This window comes from Mycolicibacterium austroafricanum, assembly GCF_000612725.1.
GTDB lineage: Bacteria > Actinomycetota > Actinomycetes > Mycobacteriales > Mycobacteriaceae > Mycobacterium > Mycobacterium austroafricanum.
Window position 1 is genome coordinate 25,150 of the sequence record NZ_HG964463.1, and the last position, 25,318, is coordinate 50,467.

The following is a 25,318-nucleotide window of genomic DNA, read 5'->3' on the forward strand; positions in this document are numbered from 1 at the left end:
GTGTGCGTGTGTTGTGGGATTCCTGCGCAGCCGGGACAGACAGCGACGTGCGAGACCTAGACTCAAGCGCGCCGCCTCCCGCGTCGCGCTCTCACGGCGCTCCCGGCACATCGACTACCCAGCGGCGCTTGCCGCAGTCGTAGATCCGGTGCAAGCCGTTGGCGGCTGCCAGCTCACGCTCAGACATCGCCGGGTTGAAAGACAGCGCGGGGTCGCGACGGAAGCGATCGCGCCGGTATCCGAACTTGTGCTGGCGCTCGGCCCCCACGACATAGCAGTAGTCCGGAGGAAGTTCGGCGTCGAGGCGGAATCCTGTGCGCTGGTAGACGTCTCCGTCACTGTAGGCCGTGTCGGAGAACGTGACGATGCGTCCTCCGCCGCAGGCGCCAACACGTGCACGCAGGTGCGCAGCAAGCTTGCCGAATCCGCCTGGCACCCTGCACGACGTCGCGTACCTGTCGATCCGGAATCTGTCGCCACTGCGGGTCGTGGTCAGGAGCGCGACAAGCGCCCCGTCGGGGGCGATGAGGCCGTCGTGATACGTCCCCCTGACCGCCCCCAAGAGGTGATTGGCGTCCAGAAACTCAGCTGCCTGCGCCCATGGCACCGGCGCCGCTGTGCACTGTCGCGCGCCGATCCGCGGCGTACGGTCGACGCCGAGCACGCTGCTGATCTGCCGCTGCACGATCTCGCGCCGCAGGGCCCAGTCGTCTTCCCACACATGAATCAGTCGCAGTCCGGCGGCCCGCGCATCCTCAGTCTTCTGCAGGTGATAGCCCGCGGTTTTACCCGCTGCGTCACTGTGCCAATACAGGCCGTTGAACTCGAAAGCGACCCCGTGCCCGGGCACCACCACGTCCAGCTCGTGAATCCCGGCGATGGTGCGCACGCCCGTATCCACTATCGCTCCGGGAACGCAGCTGCGGATGAAGTCAGCAAGCGCGGTCTCGGCTGCCGATGAGAAGGTCGGGGCGACACACTGCGGGCAGCCGCGACCGCGTGTTCTTTCCGAAACGGCGACACTCCATGCGTGTCCCCGGGAGCACACCCAGGTGACGCGTCGCTTGCTGCTCACCGTCACTTCCTGGGGCGACAGGTCATTGTCGGGGCCCCACTGGGCGGCGATGTCAGGCCGCCGAGACGCCAGATCGTTGAAGCCCACCTGGACACGCTTGCCGGCGCAGTACGGGCACCCTTGACCTCCGAGTGCCCGGTCGGCGACGCGCATAGACCATTGATTGGTGCACCGGTCGCAGAGCCATGTGGCGACGCGATTGCTGCCGCACGTCACCGCGGAGGGCGCACCGGCGTTTCCGGGTGCCCACTGCGCGGCGAGGTCCGGTTGCAGGGTGGCCAGATCGTTGACGCCGATGAGAAGTTCGCGCCCAGAGCACACACGGCATTCCGCGCCGACGATCCGGTCCCGGATCGTGGCGTGCCACACATGTCCGTGCTCGCACACCCACGCGTAGCGCCGGTTACCGCGCGTCCCCACCGCTGTCGGGCCGACGCCATTGGCCGGAGACCACTGCTGTGCCAGCTCCGGATGCATCGTGGCGAGGTCGTTGGTTCCGACCACGAGACGATCTCCGGCACACACCGGGCAGCGGCCGTTACTGCTGACCACCCGGGCCACGGTGTCTTCCCACCGGTGGTCGTGTTCGCATCGCCATATCGCGCGCGTGCTTGATCGCGACGAAACTTCGCCGGCTGTACACCTGTTGTCGGGGTGCCACTGCGTAGCGATGTCCGGCCGGATGGTGGCCAGGTCGCTTTCACCGGGCAGGAATCGGTTGCCCGAGCAGTGCGGACAGCCGCTGCCTCCCGCGGTCCGCGCATAGATGCGGGCCATCCACGGTTGCCCGGGATGTGCCGGGCAGTCCCACAGCACCTGTGCGCGACTGCCGGGCATGAACGCTGATGGGTCTTCGCGGTTGTGCGAGCTCCATTGCGCGGCGAGATCTGGCCGCAGCGTTGCCAGATCGTTGAAACCGGCGAGCAGCCGGCGGTGGGCGCAGTACGGGCAGCCAGAGCCCGCAGCGACGCGATGTACCGGCGCGGTCCAGTCATGGCCGAGCGCGCAGCGCCAACGTACCGCCAACGTGCTCCGCGCGGTCACCGTGCGGGGGTCGGCGGCGTTGGCGGGGTGCCACTGCGCCGCGAGTTCAGCGATGTCGTGCACGCAGTCCGCCAGACTTTCGGTGGGACACTGGCGACACCTCCCGCCCGCTGCGACGTGGCTGACCGTTGCTGTCCACCGGTGTCCGGACGAGCACACCCACTGTGCGCGCACCGCGGAATGCCGGGTGAGTGTGGTCGGGTCAACCGCGTTGGTGTCGTCCCATATCGCCTCCAGCTGCGGGTGTGTGGTGAACAGGTCGTTGAAACCCGCGAGTACCCGCTTCCCCGCGCAGTACGGGCAGCCGTTCCCGCGTGCCCGACTGTCGACACGCGCGCTCCATACGTGGCTGGCGTGGGTCGGGCACTGCCAGGTGGCCACGTATCGGCTCCCCGCGGTGATCGCGTCAACGGTCCGGTCGTTGCCCGGGTGCCACTGCGCCGCCAGCACAGGGTGCGACTGCGCGAGTGTCTTTGTTGTCCGTGTTCCCGCCATCAGCGTGCCCCGAACCTTTCAGGACGCAGCAAACTGCACCTGCACCGGGAGCTGCCGAAGCACTTGTGGCCGCCACGGCGGCGCCAAAAGGTGTGGGTCGGCGCCGCCGCCGCTCTCGAGCGGGTGCCCGGCAAACGCTGGGCGGTCAAGATCAGGCCACGTGCGTAATCCCGAAACCTTTCAGGATGTTGGCGCACGCACCGAGAATGTCGTCGGAGGTCAGTTCCAGGAACTGTTCGTCGGTCAGGGATGAAAGATCGGCTCCGCCGCCCATGAGGCGACGTGATGACAGACCCTGCGCCTGCTCGAAAACGTTGCGAGCGAAGCGCCCGTTGCCGGCCACGTCGAGCACCCGCTGACCGCGCTGATCGGTCCCCCACATCACGTCGATGATCTGCTTGAACCTGCCTTCGACCGCTTGGTCGACGGTGCGGCCCTCCCTGCGTGCCATCCCGGTCAGAATGCGCCACATCTCCTCCGGGCTGTAGGTGGCAAAGGACAGCGAGTATGCGAACCGTGACTTGAGACCGGGGTTCTCGCCCAGGAACCGCTCGATCGGCGCCTCATAGCCAGCGATGATAACAATCAGATCATCGCGATGGTTGTCCATGTACTCCAATAGCGTCGTCAGCGCCTCGGAACCAAACGGGTCAGCCTGCCCGCCGCGATCCTGTACCAGCTCGTAGGCCTCGTCGATGAAGATGACTCCGCCGCGCGCTTCCGTGAGCTTGGCCAGAGTTTTCTTCGCCGACTCGCCCTCTACGGCACCAATCATCGCGGCGCGGTTGGCTGAGACCAGCGTGTGGGTGCGGATGACGCCCAGGCCGTAGTAGAGGCGCACGATCAGGTTGGCGATGGTGGTCTTGCCCGTTCCCGGCGGGCCTTTGAAGATCAGGTGTCGAGTCTTGGCTTTGACGCTCATCCCGCGGCGGCGCTGTTCGTTCTCGAACATGATCTCCGAACTGAGGGTGCGCATCTGCTCTTTGATGCCGTCCATGCCGTCCATGTCTTCCAGCTCGGCGAGTGCACCGTTGAGCACTTCCTGGCGGTCGGACTGTGATGCCTGGCGCTGAAAGTCAGCGATGTCGGGTTCAGTGTCGGGGTCCCAGAAGCTGGTACGCGCGGCGATCACGTCCGGCGCCGAGACGCGCATGCGCACGCTCTTGTTGCGGATCGCATCCTGGAGTCCGGGCAGCGTGGCGTATTGCATTCCTCCGGCGAGCGCCTTCTGCGCGGACTCCTCGTCGCCGTCGGTGCGATAGGACAGACCCAGCTGCAGGCTCGCCCAGGCCGACACAGCTGAGAAGTTGGCCGCCAACGCGTACTTGAGCTTGGCCTGGCCAGCGTCGTGGGAGCCCAGGTGCGCCAGCGCCGCTCCACCCAGCGCGTTGCCCAGTGCGGCCAGCACCTGCTCCAGTTCATCCGTGCCGGCCGCGGTGGTCAGCGCTGCGCTGGAGGAGATCAAGTCCTCCCAGCGCTGTGTGCGGTAGTACAGCAGGCATTCCACCGCGGCGATCTCTTTGGTGGTGACCGACGTGTTTGCGCTGCGGGTAACGCGTTCGCGGCCGGCGGCGTCGAGTTCGTGACGCGCCAGGTCGTAGTGACCGCCCTCGACCAACACGCTGGCATAGGCGGCACGGACCTGTCCCCGGGTGACCAACGGCAACACGACGGGCACCAGCGGCATCTGCCATGTGGTGGTGAACCAGTCCTCTACCTGGGTCGCATCGATCGCAGTGACCATCTCGTCGAAGCTGCCCAGCGCATCGCGGATCCGGGTGATTTCGGCAACGCTGCTGTGTCCGCCTTTCGCGCTGACGCGCGAGAACGACAATGCGCGGTGCAGGTCGCACTGATCGGGCCATTCCTCGGTTGCATACTGCAGATCGCGGTCGGCCACGACGTAGTTCCGGTTGACCAGCGCGCTGATGGCACTTTCGAGGTACTGCTTGGATTGGGTGGGGATCACGGCGGAGATGTCCTTTCGAGAACAGGCACCGGAGGCAGGTGAAGCGGGGTCGCCGACATGATGTTGGTCGGTGCGACCAGCCGGCGTGCGCGGCGCGAAACCGCCGCAGAGGCTACGGCGCGAACACCTGTACGGGCAGCAGCTGATCGGGTGAAGTTACCGTTCCCGACAAGCTCGCGAGCGCGGCGAAGACACCGAGATGATCGGCGCACGCGATCATCGTCCAGACGAGCAGCAAGATGAGAGAGCCGCGCCGTAAACCGCGCGGTGTGAACAGCCTCCACAGCAGACGCACCGGGGTTGCTATCCGGTCGGGCCGCACAGGCCGCTGCCCGGATCGACCGGGTAGCCCATGATTTTGATCGAGCCGATGGCCGTGAATTCGTCGACCTTGGCCGACTCGTCCGCTTTCGACCCGAAGTCGTCAGACTTGCTCTCGCCCATCGGCGGCCGCATCGAGCTTGTGATGGTGGCCGACATCTCCTGGGTGATGACGTTCGGAACTTTCATCGTGACGCCGGTGCGCGTCGGCACGATCGGCGCCTGGGGGTACACGGCGCCGCCCAGCCGCCACGATATTGATGCCACGAGACGATGGCGCACCCACTCGTCACGGCCGTCCGGCGCCACGAAATTCCACCCCGGCACGACCGTGATCGAGGTGATCACTACGGGGCAGGCGAAGCTGATGTTCAAGACGTTGAGATCTAATCCGTTGATGCGCATGCACACCCATGCCCTGGTCCGGTCGCCGCTGAAGGGGGCCACGGCGTCACTGTCGTTCCCGCACGACGCGCTGACTTGCGCCGGGATCAGCACGGCCTCTTTCGCCGTCGGCGGCGGAACGTCATTGGCCGCCGGCGGCGGGGCCACCTGCACCGCCGGCTCCGGCGGACGGCCGCGGCCGGTCACCATGAACGACGCGACGATGGCGACCACGAGCAGGACTGCGCCCGCCGCGATGACTGCGATCCTGAGTGGTCGGCCGCCGAACCAGTCGCGCACCCGCTGCGGGGACAGCACGTCACCGATCCGCGCGAACACCGAGGCACGCGGCTGCGGCTCCGGTGCGTCGAAATGGTCGGGCGGGGCCGTCGCATGCTGGGACGGCGCAGGTTCGGTGTCGTCGTCGACCTGCGGGGGTGAATGGAGCGGGCGATAGTCGGCGTCGTCCGCCGCTGAGTGCGGGTCCTCTTCGGCGACGACCTCCGGCGCGTCACCCCACGGGGATGCCGGGACCGGATCGCGCTCCCACCGCGCAGGTCGCGGATGCTGCGGGCCGTCGCATGCACCCGCGGCGCCGGCGTCACCGGGATCGTCGAATTCTTCGTCGCTGCCGGGGATGTCACCGTCACCCGGCCAGCCGAGATCGTCGAGCCCGTCGGCGTTGACCACCGCCGGATCGGCGGGTTCGTCATAGACATAGCCCACCGGTGCCTGATCGGATGCAGGTACACGATCGTCGACGGAGGTGTTGTCGCCGGCCGGCACTACGGTGCCGGGGTGATCTGCGGGAGGGTCGACGACCCAGGGGGGCACGGGTGTCGCCGGAGTTGGATCTGGCGCGTGGTCCTCCTCGTCGGTGAGCAGGAACCGGGAGTCAGTGCGGTGGGTCGCGGATTCGACGGGAATTCCTGCGTCATCGTCGAATCCGGTGAACGAAGTGTCGGTGTCGGCGTCGAGGAACTGCTGCAGGTGCGCGGGCGCCGCGGGTGCGCGCGGCGGCCTTTTCTCCTCGGCGATCGCGACGTTGGCGTCCTCGGCGGCGGCTGAGGCGACCTCGGCCCACGCGCCGACGGCTGCGGCCACATCACCATCGAGCCCCGCTGTGGCCGACGGAATGGATTCTCGCGCAGCTGTGGAGATGCGCAGCGCTTCGGCATCCGGCCGGCGCTGACTGGCGATAAGTGTCTCGACGATGCCCACGATCGACCTCCGTTGTGTTCTGTCCTGCCTGGTGGCGGGCCGCGCCGCGAAGCGCCGACCCTGCCGGGGCGCGGCTACCTTATCCGCGTCCCGATCGCGTCAGACGGGCACGGCGCGGCCCACGGTGGGCTGTCGCACCGGACAGAAACGAGGAGCGAGATGTCGAGTCTGGGGAAGCTGACCCGCCCCTCACAGTGGAAGCCGAAGGCGCGCGAACGCGCACTGGTGTTCACGATGATCAGCGGCCCGCTGGCGCTGCTGATGGTGATGGCGACGGTGGTGCTGACGGCAGTGATCCTGACGCGCCTACCCAAGCCCGTCGATACGTTCGACGCGATCACCGACGTCACACGGGTGCAGAACTACGCGCGAAACTCGCTCCTGCTGTGGATGGGTGGATCCACGCAGGCACAGACGCCGCTGATGGCCCGTTCCTCAGCTGCGCAGAACATCGAACTGTCACCGGTTCCGTTCGAAGTGCGGTCCATCGACGCGTCTGACATTGTGCGCTGGCAGGGCTATGACGCGGTGCTGTGGCAGGCAACGTTCGCGGTCACGTTCGTGTCCCCCGGTTCCAGCAGCGCGCAGATCAGCCGGTACATGGTGACGGTGCTCGATCGTGACGGGGACTACCAGTTGCTCATCTGGCCGTCAATCGTCAACGTCGACACTCAACCGTTCAAGGTGGCTACCAAGTACACGAATCCGGTGGACTCCAGTGGGCCGCTTGGTCAGTCTCTGGACCGTTTTGTGTCCGCATACCTGGCGTCGGAGGACGGGTCCACGTCGATGGGACAATACGTCTCTGCCAAGTTCGTGGGATCGGCAATCAGCGACAGCCCGTACAGCCGCGCGGAGATCCAGTCGATCAAGGCTTCTGCGGATACGCCGATGCCGGCCAAGCCAGAACCGGGAACCGAGCTGAAAGTTCTGGTGACCGTGAAAGCTTCCGCGGCGATCGAAACCTGGTCGGTGATGCAGCTGGCGTTGCGGGTGTCGCTGGGAGCCAACAACGTGTGGCTTGTCGACGGCATCGACGCACCAATCGGATGGGGTGCCATCACCGAGCGGTGATGTGGCCGAACACAGGAATTGTTGCCGAAGCCCGAAAACTTCACTACACTAGTTGTAGTTAAGTTTCTACGCATCGCTCAGGAAAGGGGCGCACACCAGATGGACACCGAACTGCGCACCTACTTGCGCGATCTCACAACCGGCGAGTGGATCACCTACACCCCCGACGTCTGGCTCGGTCAGTACCAGGCGCGCATCGACGATGCGCTCGTGCGTCACGGGCACACGGTGGGAGGATCGTTCGCGATCACCGGTAGCCCCGAGACCGGGCGCATGACCGTCTGCGCTGTCGACGGAGTGGTGGTGCTCGATTTCGATTGGCACACCATGACCATCGAGCAGGCCCGGGCTCAGCAGAACCGCCACAGCCTGTGAGTCCGCGGCGGCCGCCGTTTCCTTGCCGGTGGCCGCCGCCGGACCGACCACATCGCCTGCACGCCGCGGCGAACATCGGTCGGCGGCATCGTGGACGGGCGCATACCGACTCACCGCCGGTCGCGGGTCCCGCCGCGCCGCATCACCTCATCGTGGGAATCGACACCACAATGGCGATGTGAAGCTTCTCGTCGTTGCAGATTCGGCTCACACGTGGCCGCAAGACACCGAGGGCAGATACACCCTCCAGTCGCTGGTCCAGACGTTTCGTCCCGACGCACTCATCACGCTCGGTGACTTCTCAGCGGTGCATGCCACTGTCATGGCGCACGCGGGTGCACCGTTCACCGCCGGGGTGTACGGCAATCACTGCACCCAGGACTATATGCCGAGCAACGGGATAGTGGACTTGATCGGCGATCGCACGTCGCCGGCGAGTCGAGGAACACTTCGCCTTACCGGCCACCACGCCGTCTCGACGCTGGCGGTGCAGGGCTGTGTGCGCTACAAGCCGGATGTCGACGACGTCCTCTTCACGCAGGCGGAGTACGCCGCGGCGATCGACTCGCTGGGCCCCGCTGAGCTTGTCATCACGCACTGCCCGCCGGCCGGCGTCAACGATGCCGAAGACCCGGCTCACATGGGCATAGACGCGTTGAGGCGGTGGGTGGACCGTTACCGTCCGCGCTGGCTGATCCACGGCCACACATACGACAACCCCGAGGTGTCGCGCCACGGCGACACTGACGTGCACTACGTCCACGGTCACGCGCTGATCACTCTGCCCAGCTGAGTGTGGGCGTGCGTTAACGGTCCCGCCTAGTGCTTTCCCGGCACTGCGTCAAGTGCGTCGTCAGCGTCTTCACCTTCGTGGTCAGCCATGAACGGCCCGATGTCACGCAGCGCGGCGATCCGCTGCACGATCGGATCGGTGATCACCTCGGCGATCTGCGAGATGCGCTGCTGGGCAGCCCTGATCCGGCCGAACTCCGCGATGTCGATGGAGGTCGTGAATGCTTCCAGGTTCTCGCGAATCACCTTGTGCATCGCCGGGCCCGTCGTGCACGCCATCAGGTCCAGACCGCGGACGCCGGCGTGGTTGCGGGAGAACTGACTCGCATCGTGTGCCACCGGCTGGCGCTGCTGCCCGTTGAGTTTCAGGTCGACGGCCCGCATCATCCCGTGCTCGATCTGATAGTCGTGCATCGCATGATGCGCGGCACCGAACTGTGCCCGCATGCGCGCAGGGTCGGTGTTGCGGAAAACGACGGTCACCGTGTCGTGTTCCTGGACCGGAAGCGGCATGTCGTTGACCGAGAAGCCGTGGCTGGGTGAGCGGCTGGTGTCGTTGGACACCCGTCCCCAGACCACGGAGTTGCGTGTCAGGCGAACCCATCCAGCCGAGGGCACATCGACCACGCGCAGGAACGTTGAGGTGTCCGAGAGCACCCAGAGCGCGTTGGGTACATCGAGGTTGGCCCAGACTTCGCTGCCGGGCCCGAGGACTCCGAATTCGTAGAGATCGACGATCTGTGTCACTACCGACGGCCCGGCCGACGCCGGGGTGCCGGGACGAATGAAAGCGTGCACGGTGACGCCGGTTGACTGACTCATGGCGCGGGACAGTAGCGCCCGTAGCGGCATTCCCGCGTGCGCGCCACGACACGACGAAGTGGTGTATCGCTGTTTTGAGCTTGAGTTTGATCTTCGAATTGATCTGCTCTTTGAGCGAGGTATTGAGCGGTTGACTGAGCACGCGACTGAGCGCCCATATGACGGCGGGACTCCGGTGTGCGCGCCCGCGCGTACGCGCACCTCGCGCCCAGTCACCACCCCGCTGCCTGCGCCGGCCGGGACGTGTCGCACTCGCCGCGACTGTAGGGCGTGATTCAGGCTCACGGCTGACCCCGTAAATCCACCGCGCACAACCGCGGCGGTCCGCCACCGGAAGGTACCCATTCTCGTGAACCTCGCACAGCTTCCCGCCGCACTGATCGACACCGCTTCGGCTGGCGCTGCTCAGGGCGTCACCTACCTCGCCGACATCACCGACCCGACCAGTGATGGCATCTTGATCAACCTCGTCAACATCGGCCTGTCCGCACTCATGGTCATCGTCGCCCTCGTCGGTGGCTGGTACGCGTTCAAAGCCTGGTCTGACGCCAAGGGTGGCGCCAGCTCGGTCAAAGCCATCCGCGATGTGGCTTTCGGCGTCTTGGTAATCGAGGCGTTCCTCGGCGGCATCATGTTCATCGCCAACTACGGCTCCGGCATCGTCGACAGCCTGACCTGATGCCCGCCGCGTCGTCGAACACCTCACCCGCGCACCCGCTTCGGCAGGGACGTGACAGCTTCTCGGGCAGTAACTGATGCGACCGTTCCGAGTCTTCAACGGCGTCAGTCGTGTACGCGTCATCTGGAAGCTCGCCGGCATACGGCTCGGCCCCCTCGGGCAGTTGTCCGTCCTGGCGCTGATGACCCTGTGCCTGATCGTCTCCGCAGTCGCAGGACCACTGATCGCCGGTGCCGTGTTCCTCGCCGGGTTCGTCGCCGTGGCCGTCTACGCGACGGTGCTGGCCCGACTCGACGACACCGAAGCACTTTCCGAACGCACTCAGCTGGTGCTGCTGCGCCGGGGACTCAAACATCGCCGCAGCGCCAACTTCGACCTTCCGGGTCTGTAGAGAAAGGGACCAACTCGTGGGATCACATGTGCCCAAACTGCGCACCCGTCGCGACAATCTGATCTTCTCCGAGGACGGCAGCGTCTGGTGTAACTACCTGTTGCGCGGACTCAACGTCAACAGTTACCGCCCCGAGACCGCCGCCTCGGCGCAGGACAGCCACGAACTGCTCTACGCGGCGCTGTCGGACATCCCGTCCGACGACATCATGCTGACCGGGTTCCGTGTCCGCCGCGATCCGCTGGAGACGATGAACGCCATCACCGGCGGCATCCCCGATTGGGATCCGCAGCGCTACCGGTACCTGGAGGGTCTTCTCAACGATCTGTACCGGCGCATGGTGACCGGTGAGTTCGTCGAGTTCGACCGGGTGTACTGGCTCGCGATCAGCCAGCCATCACGGCGGCGGATGTCGGAGCGGCTTGTCTCGACCGTGGTGGAGACCGACCCCCACGAAGGCCTCGACTGGGCCGACCTCGGAGAGTTCGAGAAGCGCTGTTTCGCGGCGATCCCCGCCGAGTTCAAGCCGCGGCGCACCACTCCCGCGGCGGTCGACTGGGCTTTCGATCGCGCCACTACGCGGGGACTGGCCGTGCCACTGATGCCAGGGCTTGCTCCCCCGGCGGCCACACCGACCGAGAACGCCTACCCCGAGGTGGTCTTCGACGAAACGGCCGAGGCCAGTGCGCTCTACTCGACGTTCCTGCGCGACCTCGACAACGGCCGCGACTACACCAAGAGTCTGTCCAAGGCAGACCGGAAATTGTCACTGTTCAGGAGGTTTCGCACACTGTCGGCCGGCAAGATTATGTCGATCGCGCATCCGGGCAAGCGCACCGCGGAGATGCCGGACGGTCCCGTGTCCTACCAGTCGCTGTTCGGGATCGCACGCTACCCCAGCAGCTACACCGACGCCGTGTCGAGCTTCACCTACCTGGTCGACCAGGCCGTCGGTGGCGACGCGGATTTCACTCTCCGGATGCGCTTCTCGCAGGATCTCGTCGACACCAAGGCGATGTCGAACACCGAACGTGACCTCGTCTCCGAAGGCACGGCCAACGCCGACGACGAATTCGAGGCCTACGACTACGACAACCGCCGCGGTGAGTTGCGGCGCTTCCACGAAGCGATCCGCGCCAAGTCCGGACCCCGCGGCATGCAGGTGGCCGCGATCTTTGCATTCGGATCCAACGACCTGGATTACCTGCAGAACCGGATCTCTGCGGTGTCCCAGCAGTTCCGTTCCAACAACTACACCCCGCTGCTGCCTGTTGGCGGGCAGAAGGAGCTGTGGACGATGATGATGCCGGGGTCGCGGCGCACCCGGCTCGGTGACGATCTGCTGCAGACCTCGACGGCGTACTGGTTCTCTGGCGCCATGCCGGTGCGGCGCAGCTTCGCCGGTGATGCGGTGGGCATGCCGATCGCGGTCAACAAAGAGAACGCCAACGGTCAGATCATCTTGCTCGATTTGCTCAACGCCACCGACAAAGGCAACGCCTCTATCGCACTCACCGGCGCGCAGGGAGGCGGCAAATCGCATCTGATGAAGCTGATCTTCCTGTTTGTCACGGCGCTCAACCGTTATGCCACCGCCATCGATCACTCCAAGCACGGCGAGTGGGCGGTCTACGCGCGGCGGATCGCCCGGGTGCAGGTCGTCAACGCAGCTACCGGCGAAACTCCGAGCGGTCGGGTGTCGATGGACTTCCTCAAGTGCCTGCCCTCCCCTGTCGCCGAGACGGTGATGATGGCGCACTACCTGCCGCTGTTCGAGATCGACACGAAGTCTGCCGAAGCGGCTTTCCTGGCCAAGATCCTGCACCCCGACTTCCGCGCGGTTCGCGGCATCACCAGCACTCGCCGGCTGATGGAGTGGCTGACGACCACCGGTGATCCGGAAGCACGAACCCTGCTGCGTCACTTCGAGCACTGGGCAGCTCTTCCGTTCACCGCGGCGTTCATCGATCCGCCGGCACGCGCCTCCGGCGACCAGGGCGCCGCGCCGTTCGACGACATCGCCGACCTCGCCGCGCGTATGGAGTCGGGCAAGGTCCCCCACGCCACGGTATTTCGCACCCATGAGTTGCCGGTGTACCGCGGAGAGAACCCCGCTGCTGCCTCCGACCTGAACAAATGGGCAGCCTCGGTCTACGGATCGATCGCGCGGATGACAGCCCACCGGTTCGGTCAGATCCGCGGCACCTGTGTGTTCTTCGGTGACGAGATCAGCTTCCTGAAAGGCAACGAGGATGTGGTGGAGCTGCTGATCCGATCACCTGACCGCACCGGCCGCAAAGACGCCAACTTCATCGTCGCCGCGTCTCAGCACGCCGACGACTTCGACCACAACTACGCGATGATCGAGAAGAAAGCGGCGCTGCGTCAGAAGAACAAGAACAATGCCGCCGCAGCGCTCGAACTCATGGACATGCCTGTTCTCGACTCATTGGTGGACATGATGGTCAACAAGACCAGCCCACCGGATCCGGAGAACAACAACCTCACTCGCGCAGGCCGCTACGGCGAGGGCTGGTGGAACGACGGAAACAACAACACCGTACGGGTGCAGTACCTGCCGATCCTGTCCGATTCGTTGGCCCGCTTCGCGGACACGACGAGTTCGCGAATGATCCGTGAAAGTGACCTCACCGCGGCGGGTGACCTGCGGTCGGCGGTGCCCGCACCGCCACTTAACGGTCGTCACGCAGCTGAGCCGGGTCAGGGGCGCTGAGCATGGCGACGTTCCTCGATCTGTTCACCGCCGACGACTCCGACGGCGCACCGGCGAGCAGCTATCAGCTCCACTACCTGGGCAGCGCGATGTCCAACCACGACTCGTGGATCTTCGGAATGGCCACTGCGATGGTCTACGCGGCGTTCAAAGCCGTGGCGGTGATCGCCAACGGACTGATGGGCCTCGTGCTGTCCTCGGCGTCCTGGCTGGACCCGCTCTCGGAGCTGTATCAGCAGATCACGGCGCCGTTGTACGCGGTGGTCCCGCCGTGGGCGATTGCCTGCATGGGCCTGGGCATCGTCGCGGTCTCCGCGATGCGGTCGCGCCCCGCGGCGACCACGAGCGGACTGTTCAACAGCGAGACGTTGGACCGCATCGGTGTGGCCCTGGCGCTCGTGGTGGGCGTCGTCGTGCTCACCCACGACCCGTTCATGCTCATCACCAAGACGATGGAGCTGGCCAACGGATTCTCGGTGAGCATCGCCGCGGCGGTCACCGGCAGCGGAGCTGACACCACGCTGACCGCCGGACAGGCCCTGGTGGACAACTCGATTCGCACCCCGACCCTGGCGCTGAATTACGGTGCGGCGTTCAACGACAGCTGCAGCGCGGCTTGGTCGACGGCGATGATGTCGGGACAGGAGCTGTCAGCCGCGTCGGGTTGCTTCGCTGAGGGGCAGAACCGCGCAGGCCCGGACACGCTGTTCACTGCATTGCTGATGCTGATCTTCCCGGCACTGCCAATGCTGGTGTTCGCGGCGGTGGCTGCCTGGAAGTACGTGCTGCACCTGTCGCTGTCTGTGTTGTCGGTGGTGGCCACTGCGTGGGTGGCTGCAGCCGCGGTGCCGCGCCGGCGCGGATTCGAGTCGCTCTCGGAGATGTTCGCTCGCGCGGTCGGGCATCTGGTGATGGCCGTGGTTACCTCGATGGTCGCGGTGGGCCTGCCTGCCATGGTCTCGGGTTTCGCGTCCAACGTGCTGGGCCTGCTCAACATCGAGAACGCAGCGGGACAGGCGTTCGCCCTGATGATCGGGCTCGGTATCGGTTTTGCGGCGGCGGCGTGGGCCATCGTGAAGATCACGGCGAAGACCGGGGCACTGGTGCGTCTGCTCAAGGCGGACGCCAACATCACGTTGGAGAAGACGCTGGGCGTCGCCCCGGCGGCGTCGATGAACGCCGTGTTCAAGCAGTTCAAGACGTGGGAGTGGGCACGCGATGAGGAGGCTAAATCGGCTGCCTCCAAACCCCTTCCCGCACCGCGCGATGCGGCGAAGAAAGGAACCGACACCGTGCCCGAGAAAGTCAGTGCGGCTGATGCCGCGGCGGTGGCGGCTTTGACCGCACCCGCCATGGCGTCGGCCGAGACGGCCGCCGCGCCGACGACTCCCACCGACGTCACCGTCGCAGGTAGCGCTGAGTCACGTGCAGAGCCCGCCGATGCTGACCCGACCGAGCTTGGTGCCGCTGCCGGTGCGGTGCTCGATACACGCGGTCACTTCACCGATCACAGTGCCCAGGCCTTCGAGGTCGACGGTGACGATCGCGCGATCGTCACCGATGAGGAGAGCGATGGCGTTTCAGGCGAATCTGCGACCAACGCGGACAGTCCGGCTGGTGCGGCTGCCTCCGGCTCCGACGGAGACAGTGATCGCCGCTCCATGCTGGCCGGGTCCCAAACGCTGGCAATGACGTTCACAATGCCGACAACAGCGGTACAGGGCAACGAGTTCGCCGATCCTGCGCTGGACGCGGCGGCCCGCATGGTTGGTGCGACATTCGTGTCGACGGGCCGGCCGCCGCCGGCGCCGCGCACACTGCGCGACATGTTGCGGCTGTTCAGGCCCGGCGCCCCGCTGGACCCGGTGCCGTTCGGCACGCCAACGCCGGTGCACGGCAACGCGCTGGTGCTCACCGATGCATTAGCTGCCACGGCCCACTCCGCCGAGACCGAACCCGGTGCGGTCGCCGAGACCGTGGCGGTCAATGACCAGGCCACGTGGAATCGCGGGTGGCGCAAGCACTTGCAACGGGCGCGCGGTGGATCGCAGGCTGTCACGTCCCCCGTTGCGGAGGTTCAGGAGGGCCGCTCGGCGTCGGGTTTGCGTCCGGGTATCAACCGCAACCCGGCGTCCTACATTGCCCCGCCGGCGGATTTTCTGGCGTCAGCAGCGATCGAAGCCGAGATCGAAGAGGTAGGCGTCACAATGGCCGCCGCGGGTCACCCGGTACGGATCACCCTCCCACCCGAGGACAATCGCCTGGCTCTGCGGCTGAGTAGCGACCCGGACCACCGAGTGGTGCGCGCCAACGGCATGGGATTCGGCGATCCGTTCTAAGCGCGGCACTCGCGCCGCCCCAGGCGAACACGCGCTGGCGCTGCCAGCATGTGCCCACCCGCAGACATCGAGGAGTGAACCAATGAACGTGCAGGACGACGACGTGGCACGGCGGCTGCGCGAGAAGTACCAGAACGCACCCGCCGAGCTGATCGACCGCCCCGCCGCTGCTGCGCCGCGGTTCGACGACGTTCCCCTACCGCAGCCGCCGGCACCGCCAGCGCCGCAGTGGCAGCCGGCACCGCGCGGTGAGACGTTCAGCGCGCCGGCTGACACCCGTACCGCCAGCACCGGTCCCAACGACAGCAACCGCAGCGCCCGCATCGGCGTACGTACCGAGGGCCCGCAGCAGGGGTGGCGCGCGGTGGCCAACCGCTTCGGCCTCAATCTGTCCAAGGGCGCCGACGAGATTCACTACGACCGGTGCGTAGCACAGATCCAGCGCACGCTGCGTGGCCCGAAGACGATCGCGGTCCTCTCCGGTAAGGGCGCCGGGGGTAAGACGACCACCACGCTGAACATGGGCGCCACCATGGCCACTCATCAGCGTGGGCTCAAGATCGTCGCGGCCTCGATCGACCCGCTGGGCAACATCACCGACCGCACCAGGGGCGTGAACAGCCAGCCGGCGCGTTCGGTGGTGTCACTGGCCTCAGATCCCAACCTGCACCGCGACTCCGATGTCAGCAGCTATCTGCTCACCGACCGTTCTGGGCTGCGTGTGCTCGGCGCTTCCAGCGCGGACAGCGCAGGGTTCCTGACACCTGAGAAATTGGAGCGCGCAGTGGCGGTATTGCGCGACTACTTCAACATCACCCTGATCGACTTCGGCCTCAACATCGACTCACCGGTGTTTCATACAGGGCTGGCACTGGCTGATCAGCTGGTGCTGACCGCTGCGACCACCGCCGACTCGATCGACGAGCTGCACGTGTTGATCAACACGCTGAAACGGTTCGGCGGCAAGTACATCGACCTGCTGCACAACGCAGTGGTGGTGTTCGTGCAGACCCACCCGGGCAAGGGCCACATCGACGTGGCAGCCGAGCGGACCCGCGTCGTGGATGCGTATTCGACTCCGGTCGTGACCATTCCGTGGGACGCCCACATCAGCGAGGGCGGGCCGATGAGCCTGGACCTTGTAGACCGCACCACTCAGCTGCCGTACGTGTGGCTGACCGCAGAGGTGATGAGCAAGCTGCCTGATTGATGCGACGCCGGCGCGATCCCCGGCACATGACGACTAGATCCCACCGCCGGTGGGGCCGACAATCGAACCGAGAGGAAATACCGTGACCGACACCTACACCGACAACAGCACCGACTCCTTCACCTCGTCTGGCGTGGCGACCGACAGCGCCGCTGTCGAGGACCCCGCCGCGATCCTGACCGATGGCCTGAACCGGCTGGAGGAGCTGCGCTCTTTCCACGAGCAGGCGGTCAGTGATCTGGAGGAGGGCCGCGCCGACGGCCGTGAGCGCATCGCCGCGCTGCAGGCCGAGATCGACGCTGAGAACGCCAAGCTCAACGACGTGGTGATCGAGGCGGCGACCGCGTTCAACGAGGAGAGCGCGCGCCTCATCGACACCGGGTGGGCCACTCCGAAGGTGCTCGCCGGCCGCGGCCTGGCCACCATTCGGGTTCCGAAGAAGGGCTGAGCGAACCGAGATGGACATCAATGCTGCTATAGCCGCACTCGATGCCCTCGGTGTGGATTACCGCCAGGAGGAAAACGCAAGCGTGGTCACAATCACCATCAGTGAGCAGACCTTGCAGTTCGTGGCGTAGCCCGCAGCGGGGAGCTGGAGGTTCGGTCGCCGAACCCGGACAGCTCCTAGCGCTCTATGACACTGCCCCCGTTGCGTCCTCGGCGACGGGGGCAGTGTCATATCCGCGTCCGCCTCGCAGCTGTCACGTCCTCGTTGGCGCTTCGGCACGGAGCACACCGTCTGTATCCGGCTGCGCACGCGCCACACCCGCCGACGCGCGACTGTCAAACCTACGGTGCGCCCATGTCTTTGACCTACACCTTGCGCGTATCCGATACTCCCGTCTACACAGGCACTTTCGATGACGCCGATGATTTGTCGGCGGATGCGATCTCCCGCGCCAGCACCCACGGCGTCGTCATGATCAAGGCCGCCGAACTCGCCGATCTGATCAGCCCCGACACCGCGAGCACCGTCGACCTTCGCCTACTGTCGCCGCAGATCACCGTCGAGGTGACCCCCGCATGACCGCCGACGCCACTGTCGCCGCGACAGAGCACGATCCGGTCAACCATCCGTCGCACTACACCAGCCATCCCAGCGGGATCGAGTGCATAACGGTCACGCGACTACTGAGCTTCGATCTCGGTAATGCCGTCAAGTACGTCTGGCGCCGAGGTGACAAGGGCAATGCCGCACAGGATCTCGACAAGTCGCTGTTCTATCTCGATGACGCCGCCAAGCAGCTGATCGATGCTGCGGCTGCCGGTCGGTGGCGACGGATCATCTGCGCTGCCCGGCACCTGCTCGGCGGTGGGGAGGCTCTTCCGCACGGCGGGGTCGGCCTCCACACCCCGCCAGCGGCAGCCGAGATGTTGCAGTGCGTCGCCGACCACGATTCCGATCCGGCCGCCGCGGATTTCTACCGCGCCGTCGCTGCGATGGACTGGGACGGAGCCCGCGACGCGGTTCTCGGGCTGCGGTCAGCGTTTCCTGCCTGACATAGGGCATGGGTGGGAAATCGCTGCGTGACGGGCGCCGCTGACGGGGACCGTCACCTCGCCGCGGCAACCCGCACGCAGACGCGCACAGCTGCGACACTGATTCCGTGCCTGACACCCACTCATCCGCAGCGACATACCTGCCGCGCACGTTCGCGGCACTCTTTGCAGCCGCGGTCACCCTCATCGCCAGCTCACCACCGGCGGACTCCCAACCCCCGCCGGTGGACGTCATCGCCCCCGGCTACCCCGTGTCTTCGCTTGATCCCTCCGGCAACGTCATCAGCGCCTGCACCGCCGGCTTCACCGTGCACGACAGCGCCGGCACCCCGCTGATGCTCACCGCCGGCCACTGCGACGAGGGTGGACTGCTAGAGATCTACTTCCGCGGAACCGGTGACTTCGAGCCGTTGGGGTCGTTCATCCGCAACGGCTACGAAAGCCCGCCCGGGGAGCCGTTCAACGCCACTCTTCCCGACATCGGCCTCGTCGGGCTCAGCGCCACGGCGGTCCCCGTGGCTATCGCCCTGCTGAACCGCATGCCGATCACCGCCGTCGAGCGCCCGCGCGTGGGACAACGTCTGTGCAAGATCGGCTCCTATACGGGGATCTCGTGCGGGACGGTCACGAAAGTGACGTCAAGCAAGGTGCACTTCGGGGCGTTCAACCGCCACGGTGATTCAGGCGGCCCGGTCTACCGCGACAACGGTGATGGCACGGTGACCGCGATCGCGGTCAACAGCGCCACTCCCGACGACGAAGCTGACTGCCAGGTCGACCACACCGGCGCTCAAGATTGCGGCGGCACCACCATCGCCGAGCTGATTCAACCGTGGATGACCAGATGGGGACTCACCATCTGATCGATCCCGTACCGCACATCGAACTGTCACGTCCTCGCAGATTCCCGACGCGCGGGCACGAGCAGCCTTCACGGACTGCTAGCTTCTACGTTGAGCAAGCGTCGTCTAGGAGGTCCACCGCGTGCCCACGCCCCTGGAGATTGCCCGACTGCACTTCCCATGGGACGTGCCCCTCGAGTTGCAGCCCAGCCCCGTCTACGCGCTGATGCGGCTGCACGGCGATTTCATCGCAACAGGCGGCAGGGGCATGGACACCGCCGACCTGGAACGGGTGCACTCGTTTCACGCCCGGCTCCGGGACGCGAACGTGGTCATCGAGTTCGACCCAAACATTCCCGCCGATCAGGGCATCGACGGCGCTGCGGGCTTCGCGTTCCGGCCCCGCACGATCGACGACGAGGACCGGCTGGTTCGGGCCAACGGCTTCACCGTGCTGACCGAGGAAGGCGACATGATCTGGTCCTTCCCGCCCGATCTTCCCGACCTGGGCCCCTTGGCCTGATCCATTTCGCGGTCCCGCTGACGCCGAGGCGCCGGCATCTGCGTCGAGATGTTCTGTCGACGCAGATGCCGCGATACGTCTGAGTGCCCGAGCTTGGCGCATGATCGCCGGACAGCGTGGGAGTCTGAGCGCATGGCAGGCGGCAACCTCATGCACTGGATTCAGCAGCTCGACGAACTCGAACAGGTCGTCAAGAACTTCGCCGATGCGATGCGGCATCACCCGCGTCAAGACGAGTGGATCGCCGGTGACCCGTCGCAGGCGCTACGCGAAACCACACCTGGGCACTATCTGCGCGACCTCCCCCGGCTGGACACGGCCGACGACCTGCAATTGCGCCGAACATCATCCGCGCTCGCACAGGCGATCCGCGCCGCCACGACCGGTCGCCGTCAACGATGGACTGCACGAGAACTCGTACCGGCCCTCGATGCGATCTACGCAGGTATCGCGCCCATGCGCGCAGCGCTCACCGCGCCCGCGGCTGCCCCGGAGACTTTGGAAGCCATCGTCGAAGAGCTGCGCAGTGAGTTCACGCTGTCGCTGGCGGTGATGCTCAGCGGCCAGTACGCGGTGGTCACCAAGCTCTACGAGTGGTACTCCGCGGGGGCAGGAGTGCCGGCGGATGCCTATCTCGATGTCAGTCGCTTCCAGATCGTGAAGGCAGCGGGCCCCGGCCGGATCGCCATGCGCGATCTCGAAATCGCGACGCACGGCGGTGTCACCATGCTGACGCCGCAGACCGGGTTCGTCAGCTTCGACCGGTTCTCGCCGGTCCAGCAGCTTCTCTACGGTCAGTGGTTCGCCTACATGCACTCGCTGTGGGACGAGCAGTTCCGGGCACGGGTGGCTGCCGCGCACGGCACCGCGCCGGATGGAGACCCGTGGGACGCGCGGGACATTCGTGTGCCACTGTTCGGCGACATCCGCCGAATCCGCAACGACTTCATCCATAACAAGGGCATCGTCGACGAAGCAAGCGAGACAGAAGTTCTCACCTGGTTCACCGAGGGCAAAGCAGCAGCGATCAAGCCCGAACAGATGCTGGCGCTGCTCACCATGTTTCCCGAATCCGATCTGCTCGCAGTGCCCGCGCGGGCGGCGCGGCACAGCCGAAAACCCCTGCCGTGGAGCGCCGAGCCGGACCTCATCAACCAGGTGCAGAAACGGGCACGCCAGCTCGGACTCAACAGGAAAACCCGTAAGGAAATCGGCCCCGCCGCACTGGAGCTGTGGCTGGCCGCCAACCCAGCCCCCGCCGCGGGCGGGTAGGCGCCACCGACCACTCTCAGCATTCGCGTCAGGTTTGATGCAGGCACGCAAGACGCCTCAACTCGGAAAGGGCCACCATGACGACACCTGCGCCTGGCGGTTACCCGCCGCCATCGGGCTACCCGAATCCGTTCGCGCAGCTGGACGCCAAACGCCGCAACACTGTCGGGTTGGTCGCGCTGACCGTCGCGGTCCTCGGGCTGATCGCCGCTCCGTTTGTGCTGCTGGTCAGCGCAGTGTTGCTGCCAGTCGCGCTCGTTCTCGGTGTTGTGGGGCTGTGCCTGCCGGGGCGGCCGAAGGCGACCAGCGCCGGCGCGGTCGTCGTGGCTGTGATCGGTGCAGTGGTGAGCGGCTTCGCGTTGATGGATCTGGTGCGCGGTGTTTTCGATGACGCTTTCGACAGCGCTGAGCCGCCGTCACCCACTGAATCCGTCAGTGCGAGCGAGGGCCCTGGTGCCGGTGCGCCACCCGGCAGCCGGGAGAACCCGCTGCTGATCGGGGAAACGGTCACCGAGCCGGGGTGGACGGTCACGCTCGGCGCACCGCGCGAGGCCACCGCCGAGGTGGCCGCCGCGGATCCGTCCAATCCCGCACCGTCGCCGGGCATGGAGTTCTGGATCGTGCCGGTGCGCGCGACGTACACCGGGGACGACCCCGTGAGGCCGGCGCTCGAGATCTGGGTGGAGTTCGTCGGTTCAGACAGCCGCACCTATGGCGACGAATGTGGCTTCATTCCCGATTCGCTGCTCGGCTTTGGTGAGCTGCACACCGGCGAGGTTGCCGAAGCAAACACCTGCGTGGCTGTGCCTGCCGACGCAGATGGCCTGTGGGCGTTGACGATCGCCATGTTCTCCGACCCGGTGTTCTTCGCGACCGAATAGGTGACCACGCCGTCACCGCGGAACGGCCGCCCGCGACCTGTCACACCTCTCGTCTATTCTCTGTTTTAGAGAACACAACGAAGGGGAATTATGAGCCGCTACGCCTGGGAACACGGAACCATCACGCTGCCGACCGGCCAGCCCGCCCAGCTGCGCGCCGCCCTGCAGCGTGCCGCTGATGCGCAGATCGCGGCGCTGACCGCGGAGACCGATCGCGCGTGGAATCGACTGCGCACCATGACCCCCGCACAGCGGGCCGACCACTCCCGGATCGCCAACGATCCCATCGTGAGCACGCTGAGCGAACAGGCACACTTTCTGATGTGCCACTGGGAGCGCCGCGGCAACACGTCGGCGACCCGCTGGCGCAAGCCGTCACAGAAGGCGATCCGCGAGTCAGTGATCACCCGCCACAGAGACGGCGCAGGCAAGACCCACACCGTCTTCCGCTGCGGCCTCGACGCGACCATCACCCTGGCCGGCAACACCGTCACCTGGGACGTCTCCGAGAACAACCATGCCCCCGAGCGAGCACACGCACACCCACTGGCCGCATCCCTTTTCCGCCACCTCCACGCGGTTCAGTGGACATCCCGCAGCGGCGGAATCATCGTCGGCAACGACGAGTACGCCCGCGACGACCGTGACGTCGGCGGTGGCGGCAACTACACAGTCGAATCGTTCGGGAAAGCTCCGACTCGCGGTGCTCGCGCGTTGGTGCGCCGGTAACGCCACGGCGATGTCCAAGTCCGCGTCCAGCCGCCGTGGGGTTACGACGTGGGCGCCATCAAGCGCTCGACCTCTCGCGCTGAGACGAACACGCGGCGACCCACGGTGACCGGCGTCAGCCGGCCGTCGCGCAGCATCGCACGCACCCTGCCCTTGCTACACGCCAGCAACTCGGCTGCCTCATCCATGGTGTGCACCGTCACCGGCGCCGCCTCGGCTTCGGCAGCCGAGGCGGGCGACAGCGCGGGCAGCGCCCGAAGATGCCGCGATAGGCGCGGTTCACCCGTGGCCCGCGCTTTGCCTGCTTGCTCCGGCAGCGGAGGTGGCGACGGTGGCGACGGTGCGACGGCTGTCCTCTTGGGCGCCCGTACATGCGTTTGGTAGCTGTTGTCCGGTTCCGGCTTCGGCGCGGTGCCGGCAGCAGCGTCGAAGAGTCGGTGAACGGCCGACGCCTGAATGAACCTGCGCGAACCGATAGTGATGCTGGCGAGTTCGCCGCGACGCATCATTGCGCACAGAGCCGAGCGTGACACGTCCAGCCACTCTGCGGCTTCGGCGAGCGTGAGCGTGTCGGGCTCCGCCTGCGGATGCTGCTCACGCTCGCGGAGCGCGGTGGCCACCACGTCGAGAAGCGTGTCCAGTTGCATGTGCACCATCGTGCGCATATCTCGCGATAGGCGCCAGTGCGGGAGTCCGACACTCCGACGTCGACGCACTTCCGCAGTTCTGACGACCTACAGGCACAGCCGTTTCAGTTGGACCGGTGTGTTGCGGCGGCAGCCCTGCCGCCGCCGCTGTGTTCCGCTGGTTCAGCGGCGGTCCAGATCGGCTGCGCCAAGCGGCAATCCCACGGCGACATCTGCGTGCCGGCGTTCCTTGATGCAGCTGTAGCCCCCTCACGGTCGCCCGGCGTCACCGGGTCAACTGGCCTCACTGGCGGCCATGATGCGGTCGATCTCGTTCGGGGCGATCCGGCGTGCGTTGCCGAGCTTCACACTGCGGATCTCCCCGGAGCGAATGAGTGCGTACACGTGGGCTTCTGAGATGGCCAACTGTTCTGCAGCTTCGGCGACCCGCAGCAGCTTGCGCGCTCGTGGCGGCGGAGCGCTGGTGGCCCCCGTCGAGACAGCGCGCAAAAGCGTGACTACTGCTTGAACCAGTTCGTCGTTGCCACCTTCACTGCCCGCCATGCACTCCATGGTCTGCGCTCAACGCCACCACGTCCAGTGCGAGCACACGACACGCCGCCGAAGACAGATGAATGCATCGCTGCCATGCATCGGCACATGCATCTCGCTCCTGGCCATGCCATTGCCGACAGGGACGTGACAGCACCGCTAGGTGGCGGCTTTCTCGCGGGTTTCCAGCACCCGCGCGTAGACCGCCATGCCCTGCGTCACCGCATCCTCCTGCGAGTGCGCGTACACCCGCTGAGTGAAGCTGGCGTCGGTATGGCCCAGCACCGCTGCGATCACGGCGATCGGCACCCCGTTGAGATGCATCAACGTTCCACAGGTGTGGCGCGCGTCGTGCAGCCGGACGTGAGGTAGCCCGGCGTCGGCGAGAGCATTGCGCCACATATAGCTCAGGGTCGTGGGGTAGTAGGCGCGCCCCAACTCGTCGCACACGACGGTCCCATCGCCCTGCCACCGGTTACCGACCAATTTCTGTTCTGCCTCCGAGCGCAGCGCGGCGCGTTTGAGCACGGGCAGCAGTGTCGAAGGGATCGGGAGCGTGCGGCGGCCGGCGTCGGTTTTTGTGTCGGCCTCCACGGCACCAGCCTCGCTGTGTACACGCTGGCGCGCCACCGTCATCGTTTCGGCCTCCAGATCGATGTCATCCCACTTCAATCCCGCCAGCTCGCCACGGCGCATGCCGGCTTGCAGCGCCAGATGGTGCATGTGCTCCAGGCGGTCGCGGGTGGACTCGAGATGGTCGAACAAGTGTTGGCACTGAGCGACAGTCAGTGTCACCTTGGCGCGCTTGACCCGTGCCGGGCCCTTCACATGATCGAGCGGACTCCGCAGCACCGTCCCATCCTCAATCAATCGCCCGTACACCGCGCCGAGCCGCGAGAGCATGTGCTTGACGCTGCCCGGCGCCCACGGCCCGCACGTCTCTTTCACCCCCGCCGGCAACTTCGACGGTTTGCGCCAGTCCCCCGACGGCACCGCTTTGGTCGAGATGTCGGTGACAAGTTTCTCGATCTCGTCGCGGCGCAGCTCCTGCACCGGACGGTCCCCCAATCGTTCGATCGCTGGGCGCAGCACCGCGGCGTAGGCGGTGCGGGTGTTGGGCCGGGCGTTTAGCGCATCCAGGTAGGCATCGGCGGCCTGACGAAGCGTGACACCTGAAGGTGTCACCTGCACGCCGCGGGATCGGTCGCCGCGTGCCTCGCTGTATGCGTCGATGGCGTCCTGCAGCTTCTTGAAAGTGCGCTTGCCCTGGTGACGCTTCCCGTCGACTTTGCCGGTCTCGATGCGGACCTGGTAGCGGGCCTCGCCGCCCTTCGTGGTGACGATCTTGACGTAGTGCGGGATGCGCGCCATGACACGGAACTGTAGACCGAAACAGAGGCTTGAGTGTCACCGCGTGTCATCAGGGAGCGAGTTGGCACATCCTACGGAAACAAGAAAACCCCCTCCG

24 protein-coding genes are annotated in these 25,318 nt (G+C 66.1%); 16 read left to right on the forward strand and 8 right to left on the reverse strand.

What is annotated here, in order from left to right; all coding sequences use genetic code 11:
- Window positions 1-91: 91 nt before the first annotated feature.
- The 4 genes from BN976_RS31305 to BN976_RS31320 form a co-directional block, all read right to left on the reverse strand.
- A complete protein-coding gene (locus tag BN976_RS31305) occupies window positions 92-2,614 on the reverse strand; it encodes a zinc-ribbon domain-containing protein (RefSeq protein WP_084182490.1) in 2,523 nt (840 codons plus the stop codon).
- A gap of 151 nt (window positions 2,615-2,765) precedes the next feature.
- Complete coding sequence (locus tag BN976_RS31310) at window positions 2,766-4,583, reverse strand: AAA family ATPase (RefSeq protein WP_036377590.1); 1,818 nt, start codon at window positions 4,581-4,583, stop codon at window positions 2,766-2,768.
- A gap of 112 nt (window positions 4,584-4,695) precedes the next feature.
- The gene (locus BN976_RS31315; RefSeq protein WP_145978021.1) at window positions 4,696-4,878 is read right to left on the reverse strand and encodes a hypothetical protein; all 183 of its coding nucleotides are present in this window, start codon (window positions 4,876-4,878) and stop codon (window positions 4,696-4,698) included.
- 8 nt (window positions 4,879-4,886) lie between these two features.
- Window positions 4,887-6,509 (reverse strand): hypothetical protein, encoded by a 1,623-nt coding sequence (locus BN976_RS31320; RefSeq protein WP_036377595.1) that lies wholly within the window; start codon window positions 6,507-6,509, stop codon window positions 4,887-4,889.
- A gap of 159 nt (window positions 6,510-6,668) precedes the next feature.
- Between BN976_RS31320 and BN976_RS31325 the strand changes: the two genes are divergently transcribed.
- From BN976_RS31325 to BN976_RS31335, 3 genes are all read left to right on the forward strand, one after another.
- Window positions 6,669-7,583 (forward strand): hypothetical protein, encoded by a 915-nt coding sequence (locus BN976_RS31325; protein ID WP_036377597.1) that lies wholly within the window; start codon window positions 6,669-6,671, stop codon window positions 7,581-7,583.
- 99 nt (window positions 7,584-7,682) lie between these two features.
- Window positions 7,683-7,958 carry a hypothetical protein gene (locus tag BN976_RS31330; RefSeq protein WP_036377599.1) on the forward strand — a complete coding sequence of 92 codons (276 nt, stop codon included), beginning with the start codon at window positions 7,683-7,685 and terminating at the stop codon, window positions 7,956-7,958.
- 178 nt (window positions 7,959-8,136) lie between these two features.
- A complete protein-coding gene (locus BN976_RS31335) occupies window positions 8,137-8,751 on the forward strand; it encodes a metallophosphoesterase family protein (RefSeq protein WP_235622207.1) in 615 nt (204 codons plus the stop codon).
- A gap of 26 nt (window positions 8,752-8,777) precedes the next feature.
- On the opposite strand, the gene BN976_RS31340 is transcribed toward BN976_RS31335, so the two are convergent.
- Window positions 8,778-9,572, reverse strand: a complete 795-nt coding sequence (locus BN976_RS31340) for a hypothetical protein (protein ID WP_109489700.1) — start codon at window positions 9,570-9,572, stop codon at window positions 8,778-8,780.
- Between the two features lie 349 nt (window positions 9,573-9,921).
- Between BN976_RS31340 and BN976_RS31345 the strand changes: the two genes are divergently transcribed.
- The 13 genes from BN976_RS31345 to BN976_RS32280 all read left to right on the forward strand — a co-directional run bounded on the left by BN976_RS31345 (window position 9,922) and on the right by BN976_RS32280 (window position 22,672).
- Window positions 9,922-10,251, forward strand: coding sequence for a hypothetical protein (locus tag BN976_RS31345; protein ID WP_234811958.1), 330 nt, complete (start codon window positions 9,922-9,924; stop codon window positions 10,249-10,251).
- Window positions 10,252-10,327: 76 nt separating this feature from the next.
- Window positions 10,328-10,642, forward strand: coding sequence for a hypothetical protein (locus BN976_RS31350; protein WP_036377600.1), 315 nt, complete (start codon window positions 10,328-10,330; stop codon window positions 10,640-10,642).
- Between the two features lie 16 nt (window positions 10,643-10,658).
- Window positions 10,659-13,376 (forward strand): putative type IV secretion/conjugal transfer ATPase, encoded by a 2,718-nt coding sequence (locus tag BN976_RS31355; protein WP_036377603.1) that lies wholly within the window; start codon window positions 10,659-10,661, stop codon window positions 13,374-13,376.
- 2 nt (window positions 13,377-13,378) lie between these two features.
- The gene (locus tag BN976_RS31360; RefSeq protein ID WP_036377606.1) at window positions 13,379-15,715 is read left to right on the forward strand and encodes a hypothetical protein; all 2,337 of its coding nucleotides are present in this window, start codon (window positions 13,379-13,381) and stop codon (window positions 15,713-15,715) included.
- A gap of 82 nt (window positions 15,716-15,797) precedes the next feature.
- Window positions 15,798-16,925, forward strand: a complete 1,128-nt coding sequence (locus BN976_RS31365; RefSeq protein WP_036377609.1) for a MinD/ParA family ATP-binding protein — start codon at window positions 15,798-15,800, stop codon at window positions 16,923-16,925.
- Window positions 16,926-17,007: 82 nt separating this feature from the next.
- Complete coding sequence (locus BN976_RS31370) at window positions 17,008-17,373, forward strand: hypothetical protein (RefSeq protein WP_235622208.1); 366 nt, start codon at window positions 17,008-17,010, stop codon at window positions 17,371-17,373.
- 354 nt (window positions 17,374-17,727) lie between these two features.
- Window positions 17,728-17,952, forward strand: a complete 225-nt coding sequence (locus BN976_RS31375; protein ID WP_036377612.1) for a hypothetical protein — start codon at window positions 17,728-17,730, stop codon at window positions 17,950-17,952.
- Window positions 17,949-18,425 carry a DUF3310 domain-containing protein gene (locus BN976_RS33075; RefSeq protein ID WP_036377615.1) on the forward strand — a complete coding sequence of 159 codons (477 nt, stop codon included), beginning with the start codon at window positions 17,949-17,951 and terminating at the stop codon, window positions 18,423-18,425. The genes BN976_RS31375 and BN976_RS33075 overlap by 4 nt, the downstream gene beginning before the upstream one ends.
- 107 nt (window positions 18,426-18,532) lie before the next feature.
- Window positions 18,533-19,288 carry a S1 family peptidase gene (locus tag BN976_RS31385; protein WP_036377618.1) on the forward strand — a complete coding sequence of 252 codons (756 nt, stop codon included), beginning with the start codon at window positions 18,533-18,535 and terminating at the stop codon, window positions 19,286-19,288.
- Window positions 19,289-19,409: 121 nt separating this feature from the next.
- Entirely contained in the window at window positions 19,410-19,790 is a 381-nt protein-coding gene (locus BN976_RS31390; RefSeq protein ID WP_145978022.1) for a hypothetical protein, read from the forward strand.
- Window positions 19,791-19,922: 132 nt separating this feature from the next.
- Entirely contained in the window at window positions 19,923-21,062 is a 1,140-nt protein-coding gene (locus tag BN976_RS31395; RefSeq protein ID WP_051558683.1) for a hypothetical protein, read from the forward strand.
- A 77-nt stretch (window positions 21,063-21,139) separates the two neighbouring features.
- Window positions 21,140-21,943: a hypothetical protein gene (locus BN976_RS31400; protein WP_036377622.1), complete on the forward strand. Its 804-nt coding sequence runs from the start codon at window positions 21,140-21,142 to the stop codon at window positions 21,941-21,943.
- A 90-nt stretch (window positions 21,944-22,033) separates the two neighbouring features.
- Window positions 22,034-22,672, forward strand: coding sequence for a hypothetical protein (locus BN976_RS32280; protein WP_051558684.1), 639 nt, complete (start codon window positions 22,034-22,036; stop codon window positions 22,670-22,672).
- A 41-nt stretch (window positions 22,673-22,713) separates the two neighbouring features.
- Here the strand turns inward: BN976_RS32280 and BN976_RS32285 are convergent, their stop codons facing one another.
- From BN976_RS32285 to BN976_RS31420, 3 genes are all read right to left on the reverse strand, one after another.
- Window positions 22,714-23,319, reverse strand: a complete 606-nt coding sequence (locus BN976_RS32285) for a helix-turn-helix domain-containing protein (RefSeq protein ID WP_158498066.1) — start codon at window positions 23,317-23,319, stop codon at window positions 22,714-22,716.
- Window positions 23,320-23,592: 273 nt separating this feature from the next.
- Entirely contained in the window at window positions 23,593-23,862 is a 270-nt protein-coding gene (locus tag BN976_RS31415; protein WP_036377694.1) for a helix-turn-helix domain-containing protein, read from the reverse strand.
- Window positions 23,863-24,009: 147 nt separating this feature from the next.
- A complete protein-coding gene (locus tag BN976_RS31420; protein WP_051558687.1) occupies window positions 24,010-25,221 on the reverse strand; it encodes a tyrosine-type recombinase/integrase in 1,212 nt (403 codons plus the stop codon).
- Between the last annotated feature and the right edge of the window lie 97 nt (window positions 25,222-25,318).